Source organism: Curtobacterium sp. NPDC086286, assembly GCF_044746255.1.
Classification (GTDB): domain Bacteria; phylum Actinomycetota; class Actinomycetes; order Actinomycetales; family Microbacteriaceae; genus Curtobacterium.
On sequence record NZ_JBIVBW010000005.1, the window covers coordinates 53246 to 76164 of the forward strand.

26 protein-coding genes and 1 pseudogene are annotated in these 22919 nt (G+C 71.5%); 18 read left to right on the forward strand and 9 right to left on the reverse strand.

The window, feature by feature from the left end:
- Window positions 1–142 precede the first annotated feature (142 nt).
- Complete coding sequence (gene upp / locus ACIPKM_RS10415; RefSeq protein ID WP_070418346.1) at window positions 143–778, reverse strand: uracil phosphoribosyltransferase; 636 nt, start codon at window positions 776–778, stop codon at window positions 143–145.
- Between the two features lie 76 nt (window positions 779–854).
- On the opposite strand from upp, the gene ACIPKM_RS10420 reads away from it, so the two are divergent.
- Complete coding sequence (locus tag ACIPKM_RS10420) at window positions 855–1286, forward strand: nucleoside deaminase (protein ID WP_261647098.1); 432 nt, start codon at window positions 855–857, stop codon at window positions 1284–1286.
- Window positions 1287–1296: 10 nt separating this feature from the next.
- Here the strand turns inward: ACIPKM_RS10420 and ACIPKM_RS10425 are convergent, their stop codons facing one another.
- Window positions 1297–1674 (reverse strand): hypothetical protein, encoded by a 378-nt coding sequence (locus ACIPKM_RS10425; RefSeq protein WP_071296693.1) that lies wholly within the window; start codon window positions 1672–1674, stop codon window positions 1297–1299.
- 48 nt (window positions 1675–1722) lie between these two features.
- On the reverse strand, window positions 1723–2679 hold the full coding sequence (locus ACIPKM_RS10430; protein ID WP_261647088.1) for a cation diffusion facilitator family transporter: 957 nt from the start codon (window positions 2677–2679) through the stop codon (window positions 1723–1725).
- Window positions 2680–2743: 64 nt separating this feature from the next.
- Here ACIPKM_RS10430 and proC point away from each other — a divergent pair, with 64 nt between their 5' ends.
- Window positions 2744–3574: a pyrroline-5-carboxylate reductase gene (proC, locus tag ACIPKM_RS10435; RefSeq protein WP_261647089.1), complete on the forward strand. Its 831-nt coding sequence runs from the start codon at window positions 2744–2746 to the stop codon at window positions 3572–3574.
- 196 nt (window positions 3575–3770) lie between these two features.
- Here the strand turns inward: proC and ACIPKM_RS10440 are convergent.
- Window positions 3771–5006, reverse strand: a pseudogene (locus ACIPKM_RS10440) (MFS transporter); the annotation flags it as partial.
- A gap of 51 nt (window positions 5007–5057) precedes the next feature.
- Here ACIPKM_RS10440 and ACIPKM_RS10445 point away from each other — a divergent pair.
- Window positions 5058–5645, forward strand: a complete 588-nt coding sequence (locus ACIPKM_RS10445; RefSeq protein ID WP_261647090.1) for a TetR/AcrR family transcriptional regulator — start codon at window positions 5058–5060, stop codon at window positions 5643–5645.
- Between the two features lie 60 nt (window positions 5646–5705).
- Here ACIPKM_RS10445 and ACIPKM_RS10450 read toward each other — a convergent pair whose 3' ends face one another.
- Window positions 5706–6398: a TrkA family potassium uptake protein gene (locus tag ACIPKM_RS10450; protein WP_175473676.1), complete on the reverse strand. Its 693-nt coding sequence runs from the start codon at window positions 6396–6398 to the stop codon at window positions 5706–5708.
- Window positions 6391–7824, reverse strand: coding sequence for a TrkH family potassium uptake protein (locus tag ACIPKM_RS10455; RefSeq protein ID WP_071302595.1), 1434 nt, complete (start codon window positions 7822–7824; stop codon window positions 6391–6393). The genes ACIPKM_RS10450 and ACIPKM_RS10455 overlap by 8 nt, the downstream gene beginning before the upstream one ends.
- A 72-nt stretch (window positions 7825–7896) precedes the next feature.
- Here ACIPKM_RS10455 and ACIPKM_RS10460 point away from each other — a divergent pair, with 72 nt between their 5' ends.
- The 5 genes from ACIPKM_RS10460 (at window position 7897) to ACIPKM_RS10480 (ending at window position 9523) form a co-directional block, all read left to right on the forward strand.
- On the forward strand, window positions 7897–8412 hold the full coding sequence (locus ACIPKM_RS10460; protein WP_070418353.1) for a helix-turn-helix transcriptional regulator: 516 nt from the start codon (window positions 7897–7899) through the stop codon (window positions 8410–8412).
- An 82-nt stretch (window positions 8413–8494) separates the two neighbouring features.
- A complete protein-coding gene (locus ACIPKM_RS10465; RefSeq protein ID WP_022902482.1) occupies window positions 8495–8689 on the forward strand; it encodes a helix-turn-helix domain-containing protein in 195 nt (64 codons plus the stop codon).
- A 118-nt stretch (window positions 8690–8807) separates the two neighbouring features.
- A complete protein-coding gene (locus tag ACIPKM_RS10470) occupies window positions 8808–8906 on the forward strand; it encodes a 30S ribosomal protein bS22 (protein WP_003792170.1) in 99 nt (32 codons plus the stop codon).
- A gap of 72 nt (window positions 8907–8978) precedes the next feature.
- Window positions 8979–9233: a glutaredoxin family protein gene (locus tag ACIPKM_RS10475; protein WP_071296698.1), complete on the forward strand. Its 255-nt coding sequence runs from the start codon at window positions 8979–8981 to the stop codon at window positions 9231–9233.
- Entirely contained in the window at window positions 9230–9523 is a 294-nt protein-coding gene (locus ACIPKM_RS10480) for a Dabb family protein (protein ID WP_071296699.1), read from the forward strand. Before ACIPKM_RS10475 ends, ACIPKM_RS10480 begins: the two co-directional genes overlap by 4 nt.
- 125 nt (window positions 9524–9648) lie before the next feature.
- On the opposite strand, the gene aspS is transcribed toward ACIPKM_RS10480, so the two are convergent.
- On the reverse strand, window positions 9649–10989 hold the full coding sequence (gene aspS, locus ACIPKM_RS10485) for an aspartate--tRNA(Asn) ligase (protein ID WP_071296700.1): 1341 nt from the start codon (window positions 10987–10989) through the stop codon (window positions 9649–9651).
- Between the two features lie 228 nt (window positions 10990–11217).
- Window positions 11218–11592, reverse strand: a complete 375-nt coding sequence (locus tag ACIPKM_RS10490) for a MerR family transcriptional regulator (protein ID WP_071296726.1) — start codon at window positions 11590–11592, stop codon at window positions 11218–11220.
- Between the two features lie 53 nt (window positions 11593–11645).
- Here ACIPKM_RS10490 and ACIPKM_RS10495 point away from each other — a divergent pair, with 53 nt between their 5' ends.
- The 6 genes from ACIPKM_RS10495 to ccsB all read left to right on the forward strand — a co-directional run bounded on the left by ACIPKM_RS10495 (window position 11646) and on the right by ccsB (window position 17886).
- On the forward strand, window positions 11646–13136 hold the full coding sequence (locus ACIPKM_RS10495) for a SulP family inorganic anion transporter (RefSeq protein ID WP_071296701.1): 1491 nt from the start codon (window positions 11646–11648) through the stop codon (window positions 13134–13136).
- A gap of 68 nt (window positions 13137–13204) precedes the next feature.
- Window positions 13205–13861 (forward strand): histidine phosphatase family protein, encoded by a 657-nt coding sequence (locus tag ACIPKM_RS10500; protein ID WP_071296702.1) that lies wholly within the window; start codon window positions 13205–13207, stop codon window positions 13859–13861.
- On the forward strand, window positions 13858–14475 hold the full coding sequence (locus ACIPKM_RS10505; protein ID WP_083403531.1) for a TlpA disulfide reductase family protein: 618 nt from the start codon (window positions 13858–13860) through the stop codon (window positions 14473–14475). The genes ACIPKM_RS10500 and ACIPKM_RS10505 overlap by 4 nt, the downstream gene beginning before the upstream one ends.
- Window positions 14476–14520: 45 nt before the next feature.
- Window positions 14521–15219, forward strand: coding sequence for a cytochrome c biogenesis CcdA family protein (locus ACIPKM_RS10510; RefSeq protein WP_071296728.1), 699 nt, complete (start codon window positions 14521–14523; stop codon window positions 15217–15219).
- Window positions 15203–16894, forward strand: coding sequence for a cytochrome c biogenesis protein ResB (locus ACIPKM_RS10515; protein ID WP_083403532.1), 1692 nt, complete (start codon window positions 15203–15205; stop codon window positions 16892–16894). Before ACIPKM_RS10510 ends, ACIPKM_RS10515 begins: the two co-directional genes overlap by 17 nt.
- Window positions 16895–16899: 5 nt before the next feature.
- Entirely contained in the window at window positions 16900–17886 is a 987-nt protein-coding gene (gene ccsB / locus ACIPKM_RS10520) for a c-type cytochrome biogenesis protein CcsB (protein ID WP_071296730.1), read from the forward strand.
- Between the two features lie 249 nt (window positions 17887–18135).
- On the opposite strand, the gene ACIPKM_RS10525 is transcribed toward ccsB, so the two are convergent.
- Window positions 18136–19113, reverse strand: coding sequence for an o-succinylbenzoate synthase (locus ACIPKM_RS10525; RefSeq protein ID WP_402736711.1), 978 nt, complete (start codon window positions 19111–19113; stop codon window positions 18136–18138).
- Window positions 19114–19245: 132 nt separating this feature from the next.
- On the opposite strand from ACIPKM_RS10525, the gene ACIPKM_RS10530 reads away from it, so the two are divergent.
- The 4 genes from ACIPKM_RS10530 to ACIPKM_RS10545 all read left to right on the forward strand — a co-directional run bounded on the left by ACIPKM_RS10530 (window position 19246) and on the right by ACIPKM_RS10545 (window position 22916).
- Window positions 19246–19746 carry a hypothetical protein gene (locus tag ACIPKM_RS10530; RefSeq protein WP_071296703.1) on the forward strand — a complete coding sequence of 167 codons (501 nt, stop codon included), beginning with the start codon at window positions 19246–19248 and terminating at the stop codon, window positions 19744–19746.
- Between the two features lie 22 nt (window positions 19747–19768).
- Window positions 19769–20698, forward strand: a complete 930-nt coding sequence (locus tag ACIPKM_RS10535; RefSeq protein WP_071296704.1) for a 1,4-dihydroxy-2-naphthoyl-CoA synthase — start codon at window positions 19769–19771, stop codon at window positions 20696–20698.
- Window positions 20698–21834 carry an AMP-binding protein gene (locus ACIPKM_RS10540; protein ID WP_071296705.1) on the forward strand — a complete coding sequence of 379 codons (1137 nt, stop codon included), beginning with the start codon at window positions 20698–20700 and terminating at the stop codon, window positions 21832–21834. Before ACIPKM_RS10535 ends, ACIPKM_RS10540 begins: the two co-directional genes overlap by 1 nt.
- A gap of 86 nt (window positions 21835–21920) precedes the next feature.
- Window positions 21921–22916, forward strand: a complete 996-nt coding sequence (locus ACIPKM_RS10545; RefSeq protein WP_402736712.1) for a 1,4-dihydroxy-2-naphthoate polyprenyltransferase — start codon at window positions 21921–21923, stop codon at window positions 22914–22916.
- Window positions 22917–22919 lie beyond the last annotated feature (3 nt).

Consider the following 22919-nt stretch of genomic DNA (forward strand, 5'->3'; position numbering starts at 1 on the left):
GGGGGGCCCCCCGGGGGGGGCTCGCCCACCCCCCCCGGGCGGGGCCCCCCCCCCCCGGGCGGGGGGGCCCCCCCCCCCCCCCCCCGGGCGGGGGGGCGGGGGCCCCGGGGCCCCCCCGCCTCCTGTCCGATGGTGGTCGCGTCTACTCGGCGAGACCGTAGAGACGGTCGCCCGCGTCGCCGAGGCCTGGAACGATGTAGCCGTTCTCGTCGAGCTTCTCGTCGAGCGCGCCGAGCACGATCGAGACGTTGCGGTCGCCCACGGCGGCCTCGACCGCGGCGAGCCCCTCGGGCGCGCCGAGGATGCAGACGCAGGTGACCTCTTCCGCACCGCGGTCGAACAGGAAGTCGATCGCGGCCGCGAGGGTGCCGCCCGTCGCGAGCATCGGGTCGAGGACGAAGCACTGCCGGCCGGAGAGGTCGTCGGGCAGGCGCTCGGCGTAGGTCTGCGGCTCGAGGGTCTCCTCGTTGCGCGCCATGCCGAGGAAGCCGACCTCGGCCGTCGGGACGAGCTTGACCATGCCCTCGAGCATGCCGAGCCCGGCACGCAGGATCGGCACGACGAGCGGGCGCGGCTTCGCGATCGAGACGCCCATGGTGTGTGCCACCGGGGTGTCGATCGGCGTCGCGGTGACCCGGACGTTGCGCGTCGCCTCGTACGCGAGGAGCGTGACGAGCTCCTCGGTGAGGGCGCGGAACGTGGGGGACGGCGTCGTACGGTCGCGGAGCACCGAGAGCTTGTGAGTGATGAGCGGGTGGTCGGCGACGTGGACTCGCATAGGGTCGAGCCTACCGTGCTGCCGACCGCCAGGAGGTTCCGTGGAAGCACCCGCCGCCCGCCCGTTCGTCCCCGCGATGGAACGCGCGCTCGACGAGGCCCGCGCGTGCCTCGCGACCGGGGACGTCCCGGTGGGGGCGGTCGTCCTCGACCGGGACGGCGCGGTCATCGCCGTGGGCCGGAACGAGCGCGAGGTGCGACAGGACCCCACGGCGCACGCCGAGGTCCTCGCGCTCCGGGCGGCCGCGGCGGCGATCGGCGACTGGCACCTCGAGGAGCACACCCTGGTGGTGACGCTCGAGCCGTGCCCGATGTGCGCCGGTGCGGTCATGGCGGCCCGGGTGCCGCGGATCGTGTTCGGCGCGTGGGACCCGAAGGCCGGCGCGAGCGGGAGCGTCTACGACGTCGCGCGGGACCGCCGGCTGCCGCACCGGTCCGAGGTGATCGGCGGGGTGCTCGAGGGGGAGTGCGCCGCGCTGCTCGACGCGTTCTTCGCCGAGCGTCGCTGACCTGTGGGCGTCACTTCCAGAGGACCGCGACGAACACGTTGACGATCGCGAGCGCCCCGGCCGAGTGGAAGAACGGCAGGGCGGCCTTCGCCGTCGCGGTGCCGGCGTCCGCCCGCTTCTGACGCGCCCGCGCGACGAGCGCCAGCACGAGCGCGACCGCCGCGATGACGAGCTTCACGCCGAGCTTGACGTGGTTCGCGCCGCCGTCCTGCGTCGCGTCGATGATCCCCATCATCCCGAGGCCCGTGACGAGCTGCACGACGAGACCGGTGATCGGCCAGGAGGTCTGGAAGCCGCCCTTGCGGCGGACCTGCACCAGGAAGGCACCGATGACGGCAGCGAGACCGAGGAAGTGGAGGACGAGCAGGATGCTGAAGAGCGCCGACATGTGACCATCGTGGATGACCGGCCACGGCGCTCGCCAGCAAGGTTCCCCTTAGTCTGCGGCGCGGATCACGATCGCCTCGGTCGGCGGGCGGGGGCCCGTCCGGAGCACGTCGGGTTCGACGTAGATCACGCGTGCGATCGGCACCGCCTGGCGCACCCGGTGCTCGACCGTGTCGATGCCCGCGGCGACGTCGCCGAGCCGTCGGTCGCCGTCCACCGCGACCTTCACGCCGACCATGAGCTCGTCGGGGCCGAGGTACAGGGTCTTGATGTGGATGATCGAGTCGACCTCGGGACCGTCGAGCACCGCCTGCTTGATGCGCTCGACGTCGGCCGCGGTGGCACCCTCGCCGACGAGGAGGCTCTTCGTCTCGATGCCGAGCACGACCGCCACGGCGATGAGCAGCGCGGCGATGAAGATCGTGCCGATCGCGTCGAACACGCCGTTGCCCGTGATCGCGGTGAGGCCGACGCCGAACAGGGCGAAGACGAGGCCGAGCAGCGCCGCGGTGTCCTCGAGCATCACGACGGGGAGCTCCGGGGCCTTGGCGCGGCGGACGAACTGCACCCAGCTCTGCCGGCCCTTCTGCGGACGTGCTTCCTTCAGTGCGGTGCGGAGAGAGAAGCCCTCGAGCCCGATCGCGATGACGAGCACCACGAGCGGCAGCCACCAGTTCTCGAGCGGGTGCGGGTGGGTGAGCTTCTCGATGCCCTCGTAGAGGGAGAACACCCCGCCGACCGAGAACAGGATGATCGACACGACGAACGCGTACACGTAGCGCTCACGCCCGTAGCCGAACGGGTGCTCCTCGTCGGCGGCACGCCGGGCCCGACGGCCGCCGAGGAGCAGGAGGAGCTGGTTGGCGGAGTCGGCGAGCGAGTGGACGCCCTCGGCCAGCATCGACGCGGAACCGCTGATCGCCGCGGCGATGAACTTCACGATCGCGATCCCGACGTTCGCACCGAGTGCGGCGAGGATCGCCCTCGTGCCTCCAGAAGCGCTCACAGCTGTCCCCTTCTCCCGATCTGTTGGACGATCCTAGGCGAGGGCGCTCGGTAGGGTCTGGGGCATGACGATCGAACTGCCCCGCACCGCCCTGCTCGGCGTCGGCTCCATGTCCGGCGCGGTCCTCGACGGCCTGCTCGCCGCCGGTCTCGACCGGGCCACCGTGACCCTGACGACGAAGTCGGAGCAGTCCGCCGCGGCACACCGGGAGCGCGGCCTGGACGCCACCGCCAGCGACACCGACCCCGACGCGAACCGGGCAGCGGTGCGCGGCGCGTCGCTCGTCGTGCTCGGGGTGAAGCCCTACGCGATCGGTGACCTGCTCGACGAGGTCTCGGCGGACCTCGAGCCGGGGACCGTCGTCGTGAGCGTCGCCGTGGGGACGACGACCGCGAGCATGGAGGCGAAGGTGCCGGCCGGTGTCCGGGTCGTCCGAGCGCTCCCGAACACGCCGATCGGCGTCGGGCACGGGGTGACCGGGATCAGCGCCGGAGCCTCCGCGGACGCCGACGCCGTCGCGCTCGCGTCCTCCGTGTTCGACGCGTCCGGTGTCGTGATCGAGGTGCCGGAGTCCCAGCTCGACGCGCTCTCCGCAGTCTCGGGCTCCGGGCCCGCCTACGTCTTCCTCCTCGTGGAGCAGTGGCAGCAGGCCGCCGAGTCGCTCGGGTTCTCCCACGACCAGGCCGAGGCGATGGTGCAGGGGACGCTCCGCGGTGCCGTCGAACTGCTCGCCGCCTCCGGCAAGGAGCCCGCCGACCTGCGGAGGGCCGTCACGAGTCCGAAGGGGACCACCGAGCGTGCCGTCGCGGTGCTGCAGGACGCCGATCTCGCGGGGACGTTCGAGCGGGCGTCCCGCGCGGCGATCGCCCGCGCCGAGGAACTGGCGAAGGGCTAGCGGTCGTCCCGGCACGTCCGGCCCGGACCATCGCCCAGACGACGAGCACCCCGGCGAGCACGGTGAGCACCGACCCGCCGATCGTCACCGCGTGGTCGAACGCCACACCCTGGGCGTGGGTCCACGGCGTCGCGGTGAGCGACCCGGTGAACACGGCACCGAGCACCGTGCCGGCGATCGCCACCCCGACGGCCGAGGCCACCTCGGAGGAGGTGTCGACGAGGGCGGCGCCGATCGTCGTGCGGTCCTCCGGCAGCCCGCGCAGGACGTTCGTGCCGGCGACCACCCCCACGACCCGCATGCCGGCGGCGACGAGCACGAGCGCCAGGGCGATCCACCCGTAGCCGAGCGGCCCGAGCACCGTGTACACCGCGAGCCCGACGACCACGGCGGCCGCGCTCGACCAGGCGGCGTGCCCGAGTCCGACGCGCCGGACGAAGGGTCCGACGAACGCGCTCCCGGCCACGAGCACGGCGACCTGCGGGAGCATGCCGATTGCGGCGAGGGCGGGCGGCCACCCCCAGGCGAGCTGCAGGTGCAGCGTCACCAGGTAGCCGAGGCCCGCGACCGCGAGGCCCGTGGCCGCCTTGTACGCGAGGCCGCTCGAGACCAGCGGCCGGGCGACGAGCGCGAGGTCGAGCAGCGGGTGCTCGACGCGGCGCTGTCGCACGGCGAACCAGACGCCGCCGCCGATCGCGCCGGCCGTGGCCGCCCAGGCCGTCCAGTCGTCGAGCCCACCGTCGGCGAACCGAGTCGGCGCGACGAGGGCGAGGACGATCGTCACGGTCCCCAGTCCCGCTCCGGTCCAGTCCACGGGAGCCCGGTGCAGCCCCGCCGGGTCGTCCGCGGCGACGCCGACGCGGATCCCCACGAACGCGAGTGCGGCGATCGGGACGTTGACGAGCAGGAGCACCTGCCAGGGCGCGACGGCGAGGACGAGTCCCCCCACCGTCGGTCCCACCGCGAGCCCGACGAGCCCGACGGTGGAGATCACCGTGATCGCCCGGACCCGCCGCTCGTCGTCGTCGAAGAGCCGGAACGCGAGGGCCATCGACCCGGGGGTGGTCATCGCCGCCGCGATCCCGGTGGCGACCCGGACGGCGATCAGCTGGTCGGCGGTGGTGACGAACGCGGTCGCGAGGCTCGCCAGCCCGAGGAGCACGAGCCCCACGAGCATCACCCGGCGTCGACCGTACCGGTCCGCGACGGCACCCGCGGCGAGCATGAGCCCGCCGAACACCACCGAGTACGCCGTCGTGACCCACTGCAGCCCGGTCGCGCCGACCTGCAGCTCACGACCGATCGTGGGGAGCGCGACGTTCAGGACGGAGTTGTCGAGCATCTCGAACAGGAAGACCGCGGCGAGCCCGGCGAGGGCGACACGCGATCCGCGCAGGGATCGGGGAGAGTGGGGGGACCGGACGGCGTTCATGCGTCTATGTTAAGCAAGTAAACTGAGTGAGTCAACCAACAAGGAGTCCGTATGCCCAGGAGTGCGCCCCGCGGCGGGCCGGAGACCCGTGCGCGGATCGCCGAGACCGCGTCCGGGATGTTCGCCGAGCACGGCTTCGACGGCGTCACCGTCGCGCAGGTCGCGAAGGCCGCCGGGGTCTCGAGCGTCACGGTCTTCAAGCACTTCCCGCGCAAGGAGGACCTGTTCCTCGACCGCTCCGCCGAGACGGTCGCGCTGTTCGTCGCAGCCGTCGAGGACGTGCCGCGTGACGAGGCGCTCGACGCGCTCGAGGCGCTCGCACTGCGCCTGGTCGACGAGCGCGCGCCGGTCTCCGGGCTGGCGCCCGGCGCGCACGCGTTCTTCCGGACGATCGCCGACTCGTCCGCCCTGCAGTCGCGCGCGCTCGAGCTCGTGGCGGGGGCGCAGCGCGCGCTCGGAGACGCCGTCGGCGACCGACTCCTGGCGGCGCTCTTCGTCGCCGGCTACGCCACGGTCTTCGTCGGGACGGCACGTGCCGTCCTCGCGGGGGAGGACGAGGACACCGTCGTCACGGCGCACCGCGCCGGGCTGGAACGGCTCTTCCGCGCACTCCGGGACGGCGTCGCGTCCGCGACGTGACCGGCTGACGGACTGGAGGGACGGTGCGGGCCCGCCCCGCGCCTCCTGTCCGTCCCGTCCTCACTCCAGGGCGGCGAACCGTTCCAACGCGCTCTCGGTCCCCGAGACGATGATGACATCGTTCTGGCCGATCACGCTCTCCGGCGTCGCCGGGACGAAGGCCTCGCCGGGGGTCTTGATGCCGAGCACGGTCAGGCCGAAGCGGGTGCGGATCACCGTGGTCGCCAGGTCCTTGCCACGGACCGACGCCGGCGGGAACATCTTGACCACGGCGAAGTCGTCGTCGAACTCGATGAAGTCGAGCATCCGGCCGGACACCAGGTGTGCGGTGCGCTCGCCGGCCTCGCGCTCGGGGTAGACGACGTGGTTCGCGCCGATCCGGGACAGGATCGTGCCGTGCGACCTGCTGATCGCCTTCGCCCAGATCTGCGGGATGCCGAGGTCGACGAGGTTCGCGGTGATGAGCACGCTCGACTCGAGGTCGCTGCCGGTCCCGACGACGGCGATCGGGAAGTCCTGCGCACCGATCTGCCGCAGGGCGTCGATGTCGGTCGCGTCCGCCTGCACCGCGTGCGTGACGCGGTCCGACCACTTCTGCACGAGGCCGGCGTCGGTGTCGACGACGAGGACCTCGCGGTCCTGCCGCTCGAGCTGCCCGGCGGTGGCGGCACCGAACCGTCCGAGGCCGATGACGAGCACCGGAGCATCGTGGCTGACGGCGCCGAGCGGGTGCGGACGGTTGCGGTCAGCCAACGATCGGCCTCTCCTCGGGACGGCGGAACAGTTGCCGGCTCTGGCTGGCGGCCAGTGCAGCGGCGATGGTCACTGTACCGACACGGCCCAGGAACATCGTCGCCGCGAGCACGTACTTGCCGGACTCGGGCAGGTTCGCGGACACCCCGGAGGACAGCCCGCACGTCGCGAACGCCGAGATGACCTCGAACAGCACGCGGTCGAGGGACTCGTGGGTGATCTGCAGGAGCACGACGGTCGCGACGGCCACGATGGTGGCGCCCCAGAGCACGACCGCCACGGCCACGCGCAGGACGTCGCTCGGGATGCGCCGGCCGAACGCCTCCATACTCTGGCGCCCGCGGGCCTCGGCGACGGCGGCGAGGAACAGGACCGCGAGCGTCGTGACCTTGATGCCGCCGGCGGTCGAGGCCGAGCCGCCGCCGATGAACATGAGCATGTCCGTGACGAGCAGGCTCGACCCGTTCAGCTGGTCGAAGTCGACGAGGGAGAACCCGCCGGACCGGGTCATCGTGGAGAGGAAGAGGGCCTGGAACGCGGTGCGACCAGCGCCCTCCTCACCGAAGGTGGTCGGGTTCGATGCCTCGAGCGCGATGTACACGGCGGCGCCGCCGACGAGCAGGACCGCGCTCGTCGCGAGCGTGAGCTTCACGTGGATCGGCCAGCGGCGGGGCGTGCGGAGCTGCTTCGTCAGGGCACGGATCACCGGGAAGCCGATCGAGCCCGCGACCACGCCGACCATGAGCAGCGAGAGGAACCAGTAGTCGTGCGCGAACGGGGTGAGTCCGCTGGCGTTCGGCGCGAAGCCGGTGTTCGTGAACGCCATCGCCGCGTAGTAGAAGGAGTCCCCGACCGCCGTCCAGAAGGGCATCCCGGCGATGAGGACGGACGGCAGCAGGAGGAGCCCGAGGACGATCTCGATCGACAGGGTGCTCACCGCGACCGTCGCGAGCAGGGTGCCGACCTCACCGAGACGGACGGCCTGGCCCTCGGGCACGGCGCCGTGGTGGGTCCGCAGGGGGTTCGAGTCGCCGGCCGCCATGAGCTTCGCGCGGAGTCCGAGCTTCCGGGTGACGAAGAGGCCGAGGATCGAGGCGAACGTCAGGACGCCCACGGCCCCGATCTGCGTGCCGATCACCACGAGGGTCTTGCCGAACACCGACCAGTGCGTCGCCATGTCCACGGTGGCGAGCCCGGTGACGCAGACCACCGACGCCGCGGTGAAGAGGGCGTCCGCGAAGTGCGTCGAGCGTCCGTCCGCCGCGGCCCACGGCGTCATGAACAGGCTCGTGAAGACGAAGATCAGGGCCACGAAGACGACGATCGCCAAGCGGGACGGCGACGAGCGGAGGGCGGTGCCGAGACGGGACGGCCGTCGACGGGTCGCTCCCGCCGAGCGGGACGGCGGCTCGTGTCGGTCGAGCATCGTATGCCTCCGTGGACATGGGCGGGACGGTTCGTCATGGTACATCCGTGACGCCCCGGCTAGCCTTGCCCCATGGCCGACATCTTCAGCGTCGTGGCGGACCCCACCAGGCGTGAGCTGCTCGGGACGCTCCTGTCCGCGTACGGCTCGGACGTCACCGGCGGCGAGCTCAGCGTCGGCCAGCTCGTGGAACGCCTCGGCGTCAGCCAGCCGACCGTGTCGAAGCACCTGCGCGTGCTCCGCGACATCGGCCTCGTGACGAGCCGCGAAGAGGGGCAGCACCGCTACTACCGCCTCGACCCGGAGCCGCTCGTCGGCATCGAGGAGTGGGTCCTCCCGTTCACCGGCGCGGTGGACGCCGACGGCACCCCGGCCACGACGGCCTGGACGCTCGACGGGCAACCGGTCTCGGTCCGACGCTCCGGCACGGCGGGCAAGGCCACGGTCGAGGTCGGCACCGAGCTCGGCCGCGTGATGGCCGAGGCGTCCTACCGCGCGACCGCGGCGCTGTCCGGCGCGCAGCAGGGCTGGGAACGGGTCGTCGACCGCAGCCGGAAGCGCTTCACGCGTCGCGGCGACGAGGACTGAACGGGACCTGGACACCGGGTCGCACCGGCCCCTACAGTTGCCAGTGACCACACAGGTCACACCGATTTCCCGAAGGCGGACCATGACCGGCAGTTTCGACGACGTGCGCTTCCTCACCGTCGCTGAGGTCGCCGAGATGATGCGCGTCTCCAAGATGACCGTCTACCGCATGGTCCACGCGGGGGAACTCCCCGCCATCCGCTTCGGCCGGTCCTTCCGCGTCCCGGAGTCCGCCGTCGCGGACGTCCTGCGCGGTGGCATCGCCGACGTCGGATAGGCGGGTCCGAACCGGCCCGTTCGACATCGCGTCAGGCCTCCGCTAGACTCGGCGGGGTTGTTTTTCCGCGGTCTCGTTGGCCCGGTGTCCACACAACATCAGTCCGAGTGAGGTCCGTATGGGTTCTGTCATCAAGAAGCGTCGCAAGCGCATGGCGAAGAAGAAGCACCGCAAGCTGCTTCGCAAGACGCGCCACCAGCGTCGCAACAAGAAGTAGGCCCCGAGCCTGCAGCGTCATGCCCCGGTTCGCCGGGGCTTTCGCGTTTCCGGGGGCGGATATGGTGGTCCCATGCCCGCCGTGACCCTGCTGACCAAGCCCGGCTGCCACCTCTGCGACGACGCCCGACCGGTCGTCGAACGCGTCGTTGCCGAACACCCGGGGACGACCCTGCAGGAGCTGTCCATCCTCGACGACGACGCCCTCCGCCTGGAGTACGCGGAGGACATCCCGGTCGTCCTGGTCGACGGGCGTGTCCACAGCAACTGGCACGTCGACGCCGATCGGCTCCACCGTGCCCTCGAGAAGGCCGAGGCCCGCGCATGATCCACCACGTCGTCTCCTGGACCCTGCGCGAGGACCTCGACCGCGCACAGTCCGTCGAGCGGATCCGCGAGCTCCTCGTCGGGCTGATCGGCACCGTCGACTCGATCCGTTCCCTGCAGGTCGTCGAGAACGTCGCCTACCCGGGGAAGAACCAGGACGTCGCCGTCGTGGCGACCTTCGACGACCTCGCCGGCCTCGACGAGTACCAGGTGCACCCGCAGCACCAGGCCGCGGCAGCCGAGATCCGTGGCCTGGTCACGGGGCGGGCGGCCATCGACTGGGAGAGCTGAGCCGCGCCTCCTGGCCCGCGCCGCGCCGCGCCGCGCGCCTCGCTCGCTTCGTGAGCAGAAATGGTCGCCTCCCGACTCGGGAAGCGACCATTTCTGCACACGAAGGCCGGCGGCCGTGCCGCGGACTACGGGGTGAGGCGCGTCGGGCCGCGGAACAGGTACGTGACCTCGCGGATGGACGGCTCGTGCAGCGCGAGCATGAGCACGCGCGCCAGGCCCATGCCGAACCCACCGTGCGGCGGCACGCCGTAGCGGAAGAAGTCGAGGTACCAGCCGAGCTCCTCGGGGTCGAGGCCCTTCTCGACGGCCTGTGCCGTCAGGGTGTCGACACGGTGCTCACGCTGTGCACCCGTGGAGATCTCGGCACCGTTGAACAGCAGGTCGTAGCTGTTCGTGAGCGTCGGGTCGTCGGCGTGACGCATGTGGTAGTACGGGCGGATCGACGCGTCGTAGTCGGTGACGAAGACGAACTCCGAACCGTGCGTCTCCTTCGCCCAGGCGCTCACGCGGCGCTCGCCCTCGGGGTCGAGGTCACCGTCGGCGCGGACGACCTCGTAGCCGCTGTCGGCGACGATCTTCCGGGCCTCGGCCAGGGTCACGCGCGGGAAGGGTGCGGTCGGGACGACGAACTCGAAGCCGAAGACCGCTTCGATCTCGGTGCCGTACTTCTCCTTGACGGCGGTGAAGCCGGCGACGAGGAGCTCCTCGTGCATGGCCATGACGTCCTCGTGCGACTCGACCCACGAGATCTCGGCGTCGACGCTCGTGAACTCGGTCGCGTGGCGGCTCGTGAACGACGGGTCCGCACGGAAGGCGTCGGCGATCTCGAAGACCGCGCCGAAGCCGGCCGGCTGCGCCATCTGCTTGAAGTTCTGCGGCGACTGCGCGAGGTACGCCGTCGTCTCGAAGTACTCGAGCTGGAAGAGCTCGGCACGCGACTCGGACGCCGAGGCCATCAGCTTCGGGGTGTGGATCTCGATGTAGTCACGCTCGACCCAGTACGTGCGGAACGCGTGCTCCATCGTCGTCTGGATGCGGAAGATGAGGTTCTGCTTGCGGTTGCGCAGGTCGAGGAAGCGCCAGTCGAGGCGCTTGTCGAGCGAGGAGTCGTCCGCGATCGGGGTCTCCGGAACGGCGGCGCTGATGACGGTCAGGTCGCCGACCTTGACCTCGAGCCCGCCGAGCTTGACGCGCTCGTCGTGCTTCAGGGTGCCCTGCACGTGCACGAAGGTGCCGTGCGCGAGGCCGGAGATCGCCTCGGTCGTCGCGAGTGCGGCAGCGGAGGCGTCGTCGCCCTCGACCGCTTCGCGCGTGGCGGGGTTGACGAGCTGTGCGGCGCCGGACTCGTCACGGAGGACGACGAACTGCACCTTCTTCTGGTCTCGGACGGTCTCCACCCATCCGGCGACGGAGACGGGGCCGTCGGGGCGTGCGGCGAGGTCGGCGATGCGGGTGCGTTCGATCACGGTGGTCGAGTCTACCGGTTGCGCCTCCGGCGCCGTCGTCGGGTGCGTTCGTCCCTCCACAGGTCGGCTCGCGTCCGGTGTCGTCCACAGGGTGGGCCCGGAGGCGCGGGACGGGTCCGATGTCTCCGTAGCGTTCCTGACGTGGCCGGGTCGCGAGTTGGAGGGAGGCCCCGCACGACGGCAGGGGTCGAGGGGCTCGTGGCCCGGCCGCCTGCGGCGGGGGAGCCCTCACGGGAGTGACCCGCGCAGGCTGCCGAGCGTCCCGATGAACTCCTCGGCCATGCCCGCTCGCTCGACGAGCCTCGCGTGCCGCGCCCGCGCGTCCACGAGGAACTCGTCGAGCCGTGCGGCCAGCGCGGGCGCGTCCCCGGGGTCCTTCGCGGCCAGACCGTCGACGACCCGGAGCAGCTCGGCCATCTCGTCCAGCGTGAACCCGAGCGGCTTCATCCGCCGGATCACGAGCAGCCGTTCGAGGTCCTGTTCCGTGTAGACCCGGAACCCGCCGGTCGTCCGTCCGCTCGGCACGAGCAGCCCGACCTCGTCGTAGTGCCGGATCGTGCGGAGGGACATCCCGGCGCGGTCGGCCAGTTCGCCGATGTGCATCGTGGTGCTCACGGGGACGACTCTACCCTCACGTGAGGGTAGAGTTCAGGGCGATGTCCGTGACCACCCACGCTCCCACCGCTCCGAGCGTCCTCAGCGCCCTGCGTTCGCCCCGCCTCCTCACGCGCGAGGTCCTCGCCGGGATCGTCACCGCGCTCGCCCTCATCCCCGAGGCGATCTCCTTCTCGGTCGTCGCCGGCGTGGACCCGGCTGTGGGGCTCTTCTCGAGCGTCGTCATCGCCGTCGTGATCTCGATCGTGGGCGGCCGTCCGGCCATGATCTCCGCCGCCGCCGGGTCCGTGGCGCTCGTGATCGCCCCGCTCGTGCGCGACCACGGGATCGCGTACCTCGTCCCGACGATCGTCCTCGGCGGCCTCATCCAGATCGTGCTCGGCTTCCTGGGGGTCGCCCGGCTGATGCGGTTCATCCCGCGCAGCGTGAACGTCGCGTTCGTGAACGCCCTCGCCATCCTGATCTTCACCGCGCAGCTGCCGAACCTGTTCGGTCCGGACGTGCCGGCGGTGGTCTGGGCGCTGACGGCACTCGGCGTCGCCGTCATCATCGGGTTCCCGTTCGTCACGAAGGCGGTCCCGGCACCGCTCGTCGCCGTCGTCGTGATCACCGCGATCACGATCCTGTTCGGCGTCGCCGTGCCCACGGTCGGCGACGAGGGTGCGCTGCCGAGCGCGCTGCCCGGGTTCAGCGGCATCACCACGCCGTTCTCGCTGGACACGCTGCAGACCATCGCGCCGTACGCGTTCGGGGTCGCGATCGTCGGGCTCATCGAGACGCTCCTCACCGCGCAGCTCGTCGACTCGATCACCGAGACCGGTTCGAGCAAGTGGCGTGAGTCGTGGGGCCAGGGCATCGCGAACGTCGCGTCGGCCTTCTTCGGCGGTACCGGCGGCTGCGCGATGATCGGCCAGACCGTCATCAACGTGAAGACGGCCGGGGCCCGGACGCGCATCTCCACGTTCGCCGCCGGAGCGTCGGTGCTCGTGCTGACGATCGTCCTGCACGACCTCGTGGCCGAGATCCCGATGGCCGCGCTCACCGCCGTGATGATCATGGTCTGCGTCGCCACCTTCGACTGGCACAGCATCCGACCCCGCACGCTCCGGCGGATGCCCCTCGGCGAGACCGCGGTGATGGTGATCACGGTCGTGGTCGTCGTCGCCACGGACAACCTCGCGACCGGCGTGCTCGTCGGGGTGGTCGTCGCCGCGCTCGTCTTCGCCCGCCGAGCCGCCCACGTGGTGACCGTCGCGCGTGAGGTCGTCGACGAGCACACGGTCCGCTACCGGGTCCGCGGGGCGCTGTTCTTCGCCTCGTCGAACGACCTCGTCACCCGCTTCTCCTACGCCGAGGACCCCGAGCACGTCGTCATCGACATGTCCGACGCGCACGTGTTCGACGCCAGCACGGTCGCGGCCCTCGACGGGGTCGAGCAGCGCTTCGCCAAGCACGGGTCGACGGTCGAGGTGGTGCACCTCAACACCGGGTCCACGGCGCTCCACGGGCGGCTCTCCGGCGAACTGGGCTGAGTGGTTCCGCATCCGGTGAATCCCCTGTGCGGGCGGTGGGAACCCCTGAGCGACCTACACTGGAACCCATGCCCGCGTCCCGAATCCACCTCGTCCGTCACGGCGAGGTGCACAACCCGGACCGTGTCCTCTACGGGCGGCTCCCCGGCTTCGGGTTGAGCGACCTCGGCAAGCAGATGGCCCTCGCCTCCGCGACCGCGTGGAAGGACGCCGGCGTCGACGTCCGGCGGATCGTGGCCTCGCCGTTGCAGCGCACGCAGGAGTCCGCGGCGCCCTGGTCCGAGGCCTTCGGGCTCGACGTCGCCCTCGACGAGCGGCTCATCGAGCCGACTAACCGGTACGAGGGACAGCCCCCGGGCTTCACCAAGCGTTCGCTCGGACGCCCGGCCGAGTGGCCCTGGATCGCGAACCCGTTCCGGCCGAGCTGGGGCGAGGCGTACGAGTCCATCGCGAACCGGATGCTCGCGGCGATCGCCACCGCGTGGGAGAGCGTCGACGACGGTGACGTCGTCCTCGTCAGCCACCAGCTGCCGATCTGGATGGTGCACCGCCGTCTCGCCGGCGAGCAGCTCTGGCACGACCCGCGCAAGCGACGCTGCGACCTCTCCAGCATCACCACCGTCGAGCGTGTACCCGCCACCTCGTCCGGTCGGTTCACCGAAGTCGGGTACGCGGACCCGGCGCAGGCCCTGCGCGCGACCGCCATCGACGAAGGAGCAGTGTGATCACCAGCAGGAGCAAGCGGTTCGCGGTGCTCGCGGCGACGGCGGTGACCGCCGCCCTCGTCCTGACGGGGTGCTCGTCCGACAACGACTCGCTGTCGAAGCAGTACGGCAGCGGCACGACCCAGAACTACATCTCCGGTGACGGCGCCGTGACCGAGGTCGCCGCCGACAAGCGCACCGACGCGGTCGACTTCGAGGCGAAGGACATCGACGGCGAGACCCTGTCGTCGAAGGAGCTCAAGGGCAAGGTCGTCGTCCTCAACTTCTGGTACGCCGGCTGCCCGCCGTGCCGCGCCGAGGCGAAGTACCTCAACACGGTCCACGACCAGTTCGCCGACGACGACGTCCAGTTCATCGGCGTCAACGTCCGTGACGAGCAGGCCACCGCCGAGGCGTTCGAGCGCACCTTCAAGGTCGACTACCCGACGGTGCTCGACCAGAAGACCGGCGCGATGCAGCTCGCGCTCTCCGGACAGATCGCCCCGAACGCCGTGCCCGCCACGATCGTGCTCGACAAGCAGGGCCGCGTCGCCGCCCGCGTCCTCGGTGCGGTCGACGGCCCGGGCATCCTGAACACGCTCGTCTCCGACGAGTTGTCGGGCAAGGCTTCCTGACCCGTGTCCAGCAACCCCTTCGCCGACGCGATCCTCAGCGGGCAGATGGCCGTGGCGCTCCCCGTCGCGGCACTCGCCGGGCTCGTGTCGTTCCTGTCCCCGTGCGTGCTGCCCCTCGTGCCGGGCTACCTCGGCTACGTCGGCGGCGTCGCCGAGGGCGGACAGCGCCGCGGTCGCGTGGTGCTCGGGGTGCTGCTGTTCATCCTCGGCTTCACCGCGGTGTTCGTGGCGTACACGACGGTCTTCGGCGCGCTCGGGTTCTGGCTCGTCCGGTGGCGCGACCTCATCACGCAGATCCTCGGCGTCGTCGTCATCGCGATGGGTCTCGTCTTCGTCGGCCGCTTCACCTTCCTGCAGCGCACGATCAAGCCCGGGTGGACGCCCGCGACCGGCCTGGTCGGTGCGCCCCTGCTGGGCATCGTGTTCGGGCTCGGCTGGACGCCCTGCCTCGGCCCGACCCTCGCGGCGATCAACCTGCTCAGCGTCCAGTCCGGCAGCGCCTGGCAGGGCATGTGGCTCGGTGTCGCGTACTGCCTCGGCCTCGGCGTCCCGTTCGTCCTCGTCGCGCTCGGCGCCGGCTGGGCCACGGGTGCGATCCGCGCCGTGAAGCGCCACATGCGCATCGTCAACATCATCGGAGGAGCGATCCTGATCGTCATCGGTCTGCTCATGGTCACCGGCATCTGGTCGGCCGTCATGTCGAGCGTCGGGGCGGTGATCCAGACCTTTGTCCCCGCAGTCTGACCCCGACATCGACTCCACCGACACCTCGGCGGACCCGCAGCGACCGTCGGACCACGTCGACGGATCCGGCCCGGAGACGGCTGCAGGCGGGTCGGGCGACTCCGGCGTCAACCAGCCGAAGCTCGGGGCCGTCGGGTACCTCCGCTTCTTCTGGCGGCAGCTCACGAGCATGCGCACGGCGTTGTTCCTCCTCATGCTGCTGGCACTCGCGGCGATCCCGGGGTCCCTGGTCCCGCAGCGCACGGCCGACCCGAACGGCGTCGTCCAGTACAAGGCGGACCACCCGCAGCTCTTCCCGGTCCTCGACAAGCTGCAGGTCTTCGACACCTACACCTCGGTGTGGTTCTCGGCGATCTACCTGCTGCTCTTCGTCTCCCTGATCGGCTGCATCGTCCCGCGCACGAAGCACCACTGGCAGGCGCTGCGCACCCGACCCCCGAAGACCCCGGTCCGCCTGAGCCGTCTGGCCGGCTACCGCTCGGTCGCCGTCGATGGCGAGGGCGTCACGCCGGAGCACGCCGTCACCCGCGCGATGGCGATCCTCAAGCGCTCCGGCTACCGCGTCGAACGCTTCGGCGACTCGGTGAGTGCCGAGCGCGGCTACCTGCGCGAGACCGGCAACCTGGTGTTCCACGCGGCGCTCGTGGGTGTGCTGCTCGCGGTCGGTGTCGGCGGCGGGTTCGGGTACACCGGTCAGCGGCTCCTCGTCGAGGGTCAGACGTTCTCGAACGTGCTCGGCTCGTACGACTCGTTCAACCCCGGCCGCTGGTTCCAGCAGTCAGACCTCAAGGGCTACAACTTCACGCTCGACAAGTTCGTCACCAAGTACGAGGAGCGGAACCTCGACGCCCTCGGCCAGGCGCTCGACTACTCGGCGACGGTCACGACGCAGGAGAAGGGCGGCTCCGAGCAGACGAGCCGACTCGGCGTCAACGACCCGGTGAGCGTCGGCGGCACCAACGTCTACCTCCTCGGCAACGGCTACGCGATGGACGTCACCGTGCGCGACGGCGACGGCAACGTGGCGTTCAAGGACACCGTGCCGTTCCTCCCCGAGGACGCGAACTACACGTCGACCGGCGTCATCAAGGTGCCGGACGCGCTACCGGACCAGCTCGGCATGGTCGGGTTCTTCTACCCGACGGCGTCGAAGCTCTCGACCGGCGCGTACGCCAGCGCCTACCCGGACGACCAGAACCCGCTGCTGACCCTGCAGGTCTACACGGGTGACCTCGGGCTCGACGACGGCGTCCCGCAGAGCGTCTACACGCTCGACACGAGCGGGCTGCAGCAGATCGCGGGCCGCCAGTCCAAGACCGCCAGTGTCGAGCTGAAGCCCGGGCAGACCAAGACGCTGCCGGACGGCGCGGGGTCGATCACGTTCGACGGAGTGAAGCGCTACGTCTCGCTCGACGTCCACCACGACCCGTCGCAGCTGTGGGTCGGCGGCTTCGCCGTGCTGTCCGTCCTCGGGCTCCTCACGTCGCTCTTCGTCCCGCGCCGTCGCGTGTGGGTGAAGGTCGTGCCGCGTCGCGACGGCAGCCCCGACGCCGAGCCTGGCTACGACCTCGAGTACGCGGGTCTCGCACGCGGCGAGGACCCGAACCTCGAACGGGCCGTGGCGGACATCGCCAAGCGCCACACGTCGGACCTCGGAGTTAGGATGCCCCAGTGAACGACATGACCACGAACCTCGCGACCTACTCGGTCGTGCTGACGTACTCCGCCATGGCGGTCTACGTCATCGCGTTCATCGCGTTCGCCCTCGACATGGCGAAGCGGGCCGGCAACGTGACGGCTGCGTCCGACGCCGCTGCGGCACCCGCCGCCGGCGCGGAGCGGACCGTCGCGACCGTCCAGGGCGGCACCGTCGTCCTCGAGCAGGTCGCCGTCACCGACGAACGAGCCGGGCGCCGCGGGACGAAGTTCGAGCGGGTCGGCATGGCGATGACGATCCTCGCGCTCGTGCTGCACGTCGCGTCCGTCGTCCTGCGCGGGATCGCGGCCGACCGCGTGCCGTGGGGCAACATGTTCGAGTTCTCGCTGACCGGCACTGCGCTGATCACCCTGATCTTCCTGCTCGTGCAGTTCTGGCAGAACCTGAAGTTCCTCGGCGTCTTCATCACCGGCCTCACGATCATCCTGCTCGGCATCGCGACCGTGAACTACTGGGTGCCCGTCGTGCCGCTGCAGCCCGCGCTGCAGTCGTACTGGCTCGTCATCCACGTCTTCGTCGCCATCGCCGGCACGGGCTTCTTCGCCCTGGGTGCCGGACTCGCCGTGGCGCAGCTCGTGCAGACCTACCGCCAGGGTCGGACCGCCTCGGGCAAGCTCCGCTTCATGGAGACGCTGCCGGACGCCGACCGGCTCGAGGTCCTCACCTACCGCGTCCTGCTCGTCGGGTTCGTCCTCTGGACCTTCACGCTCATCGCCGGTGCGATCTGGGCCGAGCGCGCCTGGGGTCGCTACTGGGGGTGGGACACGAAGGAGGTCTGGACCTTCATCATCTGGGTGGTCTACGCCGGGTACATCCACGCGCGTGCGACCCGCGGGTGGCGTGGCGCGCGGTCGTCCTGGCTGGCCCTCATCGGCTTCGCCGCGGTGATGTTCAACTTCTCGGTCGTGAACGTGTTCTTCAAGGGCCTGCACAGCTACTCCGGGCTCTGATCCGGACGGGTCGCTGATGCGGCCCTGGTCGCGACCACCACCGGACGGGAGGCGCGGTGCCAGCTGGCACCGCGCCTCCCGTCCGTCGTCGGCGCGAGTCCGAGGCCCGAGCCCCGGTGCGATCCCAGGCGCGAGCGCGAGGTCGCGCAATCCGTCGCCCGGCGCGCGTCGGAGCGACCGAACGTGCGACCTCGGCGAACGCGAGCGGCAGGTCGTGCGACCGGGCCGACCGTGCGCCCGGGCGGCCGGTCAGCCGGCGAGGAGCGCGTGCACCCGCTTGAGCCGCGCGAGCCACCACGCGGCACGCTCCGGCGACGCCGCGTTCCGCTCGAGCAGGTCCCGGTCGACCTCGACCCGCCGCACCGGCACCCGCCCGTCCACCGGCAGCAGCGGCGCCGCCGACACGTCCGACGTGAACATCGCCGCGGTGCCGAGCCCCGCGGCGTACCCGGGCGACATCGCCTCGGCCGCGAGGAACGCTCCCATCCCCAGCCCGACCGACGTGTCGAGCGCACTCGACACCACGCAGGGGAGCCCGGCGTCGGCGACGACCGCACGCGCGGCGGTGATGCCGCCGAGGGGCTGCGCCTTCACGACGAGGACGTCGGCGGCACCGGCCCGGGCGACGGCGAGCGGGTCCGAGGCCTTGCGGACGCTCTCGTCCGCGGCGATCGGCACGCCGAGCCCGGCGATCCGCTGCCGGAGCTCGGCGAGTTCCGGCACCGTGCTGCACGGCTGCTCGGCGTACTGCAGGTCGAACGGGGCGAGGCGCTCGAGGGCCTCTGCGGCGGAGTCGACGCCCCAGAGCCCGTTCGCGTCCACGCGGACCGCCGCGGAGGGGCCCATCACCCGTCGGACCTCGGCGACGCGGGCCACGTCGTCGTCGATCGTGGTGCCGGGTTCGGCGACCTTGACCTTGGCGGTCGTGCAGCCCGGGTATCGCGAGAGGAGGTCCGCGACGCCGTCCGGAGCGATCGCCGGCACGGTGGCGTTCACGGGGACGCTGTCCGCGGCGGGCTCGTGCGTCGTCCAGCCGAAGTCGACCGCGGCCCGGAGCCACGCGGCGGCCTCGGCGTCGTCGTACTCGACGAACGGGGAGAACTCGGTCCACCCGGCCGGGCCGCGCAGGACGAGGGCCTCGCGCACCGTGATGCCGCGGAACCGCACCCGCATGGGCAGCGCCACCACGTGCGCGTCGGAGAGGAGGTCGTCGAGGTCGGGGAGCACCTGGCCATCATCCCAGGAGCACCCAGGGCACCCCACGGTTCCTCGGAGCGGACCGCCAGGGCAGCGCACTAGTCTGCATCGGTCGGCCACGGTCGGCAGCCCAGCACCAGCACCGAGGACGAGGGAGGACCTGTGGCGCCGGAACCGCAGCAGCGCGCGTCGCAGCGTTCCGCAGCACCGTCCTCGGCGCGTGCGCAGGCCCCGGGCGCGCGTGCGCAGGCCCCCGGTCGCGACACGGGCGAGTTCGCCCGGCTCATGCAGCGGAACACCGTCGACGTCCGGCAGGAAGCCCAGAAGGCGCGCAAGAAGCGCAACCCGGTGGTCGGCAAGATCGCCCTGGGGCTCGCGGTCGTCTCCGCCGCGGTCGACGCGAGCGCCTTCGCCGTCTTCATGGGCGGCGACACCGACTTCGCGTTCGGCATCTGCTTCGTGGTGGTCTTCCTCACGCTCATCGCCGCGGTGCTCGGGTTCGTCGCCGCGGTGGGGTCGTTCGGCCGCTGGTACGGCGCCGTCGGGGTCGTCGTGGCGTTCTTCGCGAACCCGGTGATCCTCATCGTGCTGCTCGTGATCGTCGCCCCCGAGCTGCTGACCGACATGGGCGGTTCGGCCGCGACGGACGGCGCGGGGCTGTAGCACGCGGCGGTAGCGTTGGAGCATGGCTGCTCCCGTCTCCGACCTGTTCGACCCCGACGTCTGGACCGCGGCTCCGATCGCGGAGCAGTTCACCGACATCACGTACCACAAGCACGTCTCCCACGGGATCGTCCGGGTCGCGTTCGACCGGCCCGAGGTGCGGAACGCCTTCCGTCCGCGCACCGTCGACGAGCTGTACCGCGCACTCGACGACGCCCGGCAGGACCCGCGTGTCGGCGTCGTGCTCCTCACCGGCAACGGCCCGAGCCCGAAGGACGGCGGTTGGGCGTTCTGCTCCGGCGGCGACCAGCGCATCCGCGGCCGGAGCGGCTACCAGTACGTCGGTGACGAGGGCGCCCCGCCCGAGGGTGTCGACCCGGCAGCGGCGCAGGCGTCGATGGGGCGGCTGCACATCCTCGAGGTCCAGCGGCTCATCCGGATGATGCCGAAGGTCGTCATCGCCGTCGTCCCGGGGTGGGCGGCGGGTGGGGGCCACTCGCTGCACGCGATCTGCGACCTCACCATCGCGAGCGCCGAGCACGGCAGGTTCAAGCAGACCGACGCCGACGTGGGCTCGTTCGACGGCGGGTACGGCAGCGCCTACTACGCCAAGCAGATCGGCCAGAAGTTCGCGCGTGAGGTCTTCTTCCTCGCGCAGGAGTACTCGGCGCAGCGCGCGTACGAGATGGGCGCCGTGAACGCCGTCGTCCCGCACGAGGACCTCGAGCGCGAGGCGGTCCGCTGGGGCGAGATCGTGCTCGGCAAGTCCCCGACGGCGATCCGGATGCTCAAGTACGCCTTCAACGCGGTCGACGACGGCATGGTCGGCCAGCAGGTGTTCGCCGGTGAGGCCACGCGGCTCGCCTACGGCACCGACGAGGCGGTCGAGGGTCGTGACTCCTTCCTCGAGAAGCGCGCGCCCGAGTGGACGTCCTTCCCCTGGCACTACTGATGGCCCGTCCGCTGGTCGCGACCAGCACGTCGGACGCGTCGGTCGTGCTGCGGGGCCTGGAGGCGGCACTCGCCGGCGGCCCCGCCCTGCTCCCGGTCGCGGACGGCGCTCCGGCGCTGCCGACACCTGCTCCGGCCACCGTCCCGCAGCGGGTCGCCCTGGTCGTCGAGACGAGCGGGTCCACCGGCACCGGCAAGCGCGTGGCGCTCTCGTCGGAGGCGCTCCTCGCCGGTGCCGCTGCGGCGGACGCGGCACTCGGGGGCCCCGGCGGCTGGGTGCTCGCGTTGCCGACGCACTACATCGCGGGGCTCAACGTCCTGACCCGGTCGATCACCGCGGGGACGGCGCCCGTCGTCGTCGCTCCCGGGCACTTCGACGCGGGTGCGTTCGCCGACGCGGCCGACCGGCTCGTCACCGGTCCCGGGGCACCGCGGCGATACACCTCGCTCGTCCCGGTGCAGCTCGCCCGGGTGCTCGACGACGAGCGGGCCACCCGTGCCCTCGCCGGGTTCGACGCCGTGCTCGTCGGCGGGCAGGCGACCCCGGCGCCGCTCCGTGACCGGGCCCGCGCCGCCGGCGTCCGGATCGTGACGACCTACGGCGCGAGCGAGACGAGCGGCGGGTGCGTCTACGACGGTGTCCCGTTCGGCACCGTCCGCACCGAGCTCGTCGACGGCGAGCTGTTCCTGTCCGGGCCGATGCTCGCCGAGGGCTACCTGGACGACCCCGACCGCACGGCGGCGACCTTCACCGAGCGCGACGGACACCGCTGGTACCGCACGGGCGACGCCGCCGAGGTCGTCGACGGTGTCGTGCGGGTGCTCGGCCGGCTCGACGACGTCGTGATCTCGGGCGGCGAGAAGGTTCCGCTCGGCGCCGTCGAACGGATCGTCCGCGGGCTCGACGGGCAGGAGGGCGCGGTGGTCACGCGCCGGGCGTCGGGGGAGTGGGGCGAGGTCCCCGTCGTCGTGACCGACCGTCCGCTCGACCTCGACGTGGTCCGCGCCGCGGTCGGCGACGCCCTCGGGCGGGCCGCACGGCCGGCCGACGTGGTCGTCGTCGAGCGGCTCCCGATGCTCGCGTCCGGCAAGCCGGACCGCCGGGCGATCCGCGCGATCGCGGACCCGACCGCCTGACGGACGCGGGTCGACCGCCGACGGTGATCCGTTCCTCCTGGGCCGGCGTCCCGGACGCACGGCGGACGCGGATACGATGGACGGTCGTGGCACGCACGAAGAACACGAACCGTTCCAGGAACCGCTCCGGCAACCCGGCCAAGGCCGCGGCACCGCAGCGCACGAAGCGCCGCGCGACCGCGGGCGACTGGATCGGCGGGGCGCGCCTGCGCACCCTGACGCTCGGCGTCGTCCCCGTCGTGATGGGCACGACGGTCGGGTTCGTGGACAGCGGTGAGGCCGGTGACTTCGGCGACTGGCTCGCGGAGGGCCACCACCTGCCCATCGCGATCCTGGCGCTGCTCGTCGCGCTGTTCCTGCAGATCGGCGTGAACTACAGCAACGACTACTCCGACGGGGTGCGCGGCACGGACGAGTTCCGCGTCGGGCCGGCCCGTCTCACCGGAGCCGGGCTCGCGAAGCCCCGCACCGTGCTGACCGTCGCGCTGACGTTCTTCGGGCTCGCAGCCGTCGCCGGCATCGTCATCGTGGTGCTCACGCAGCTGTGGTGGCTCCTGCTCGTGGGCGCTGCCGCCATCGTCGCGGCGTGGTTCTACACCGGCGGCAAGAAGCCGTACGGGTACAACGCCCTCGGCGAGGTCTTCGTGTTCGTGTTCTTCGGACTCGTCGCCGTCCTCGGCACGCAGTTCGTCCTCATCGACCGGGTCACCCCGAGCGGGTGGGCCGCTGCGATCGCCGCCGGGTTCTTCGCCTGTGCGGTGCTCATGGTGAACAACATCCGCGACATCGACGAGGACCGTCTCGCGGGCAAGCGCACCCTCGCGGTCGTGGTCGGACGACCGGTCGCCCGGGTGCTCTACGGCCTGTTCCTGATGCTGCCGTACGTGGTGCTGCTCTGGTTCGTGCTGCTCTACTTCCGCACCGGGTTCACGTACTTCTCGCTGCTGCTGGCGCTGCCGGCACTCGCGATCGGCGTCTCGTCGCGGAAGCCGCGGGAACTCATCACGGCGCTCCAGCTGTCGTCGTTCGCGTCGCTCGTGTTCGGCGTCGTGCTCGGCATCACGCTCGCCGTCCAGCCGTAGCCC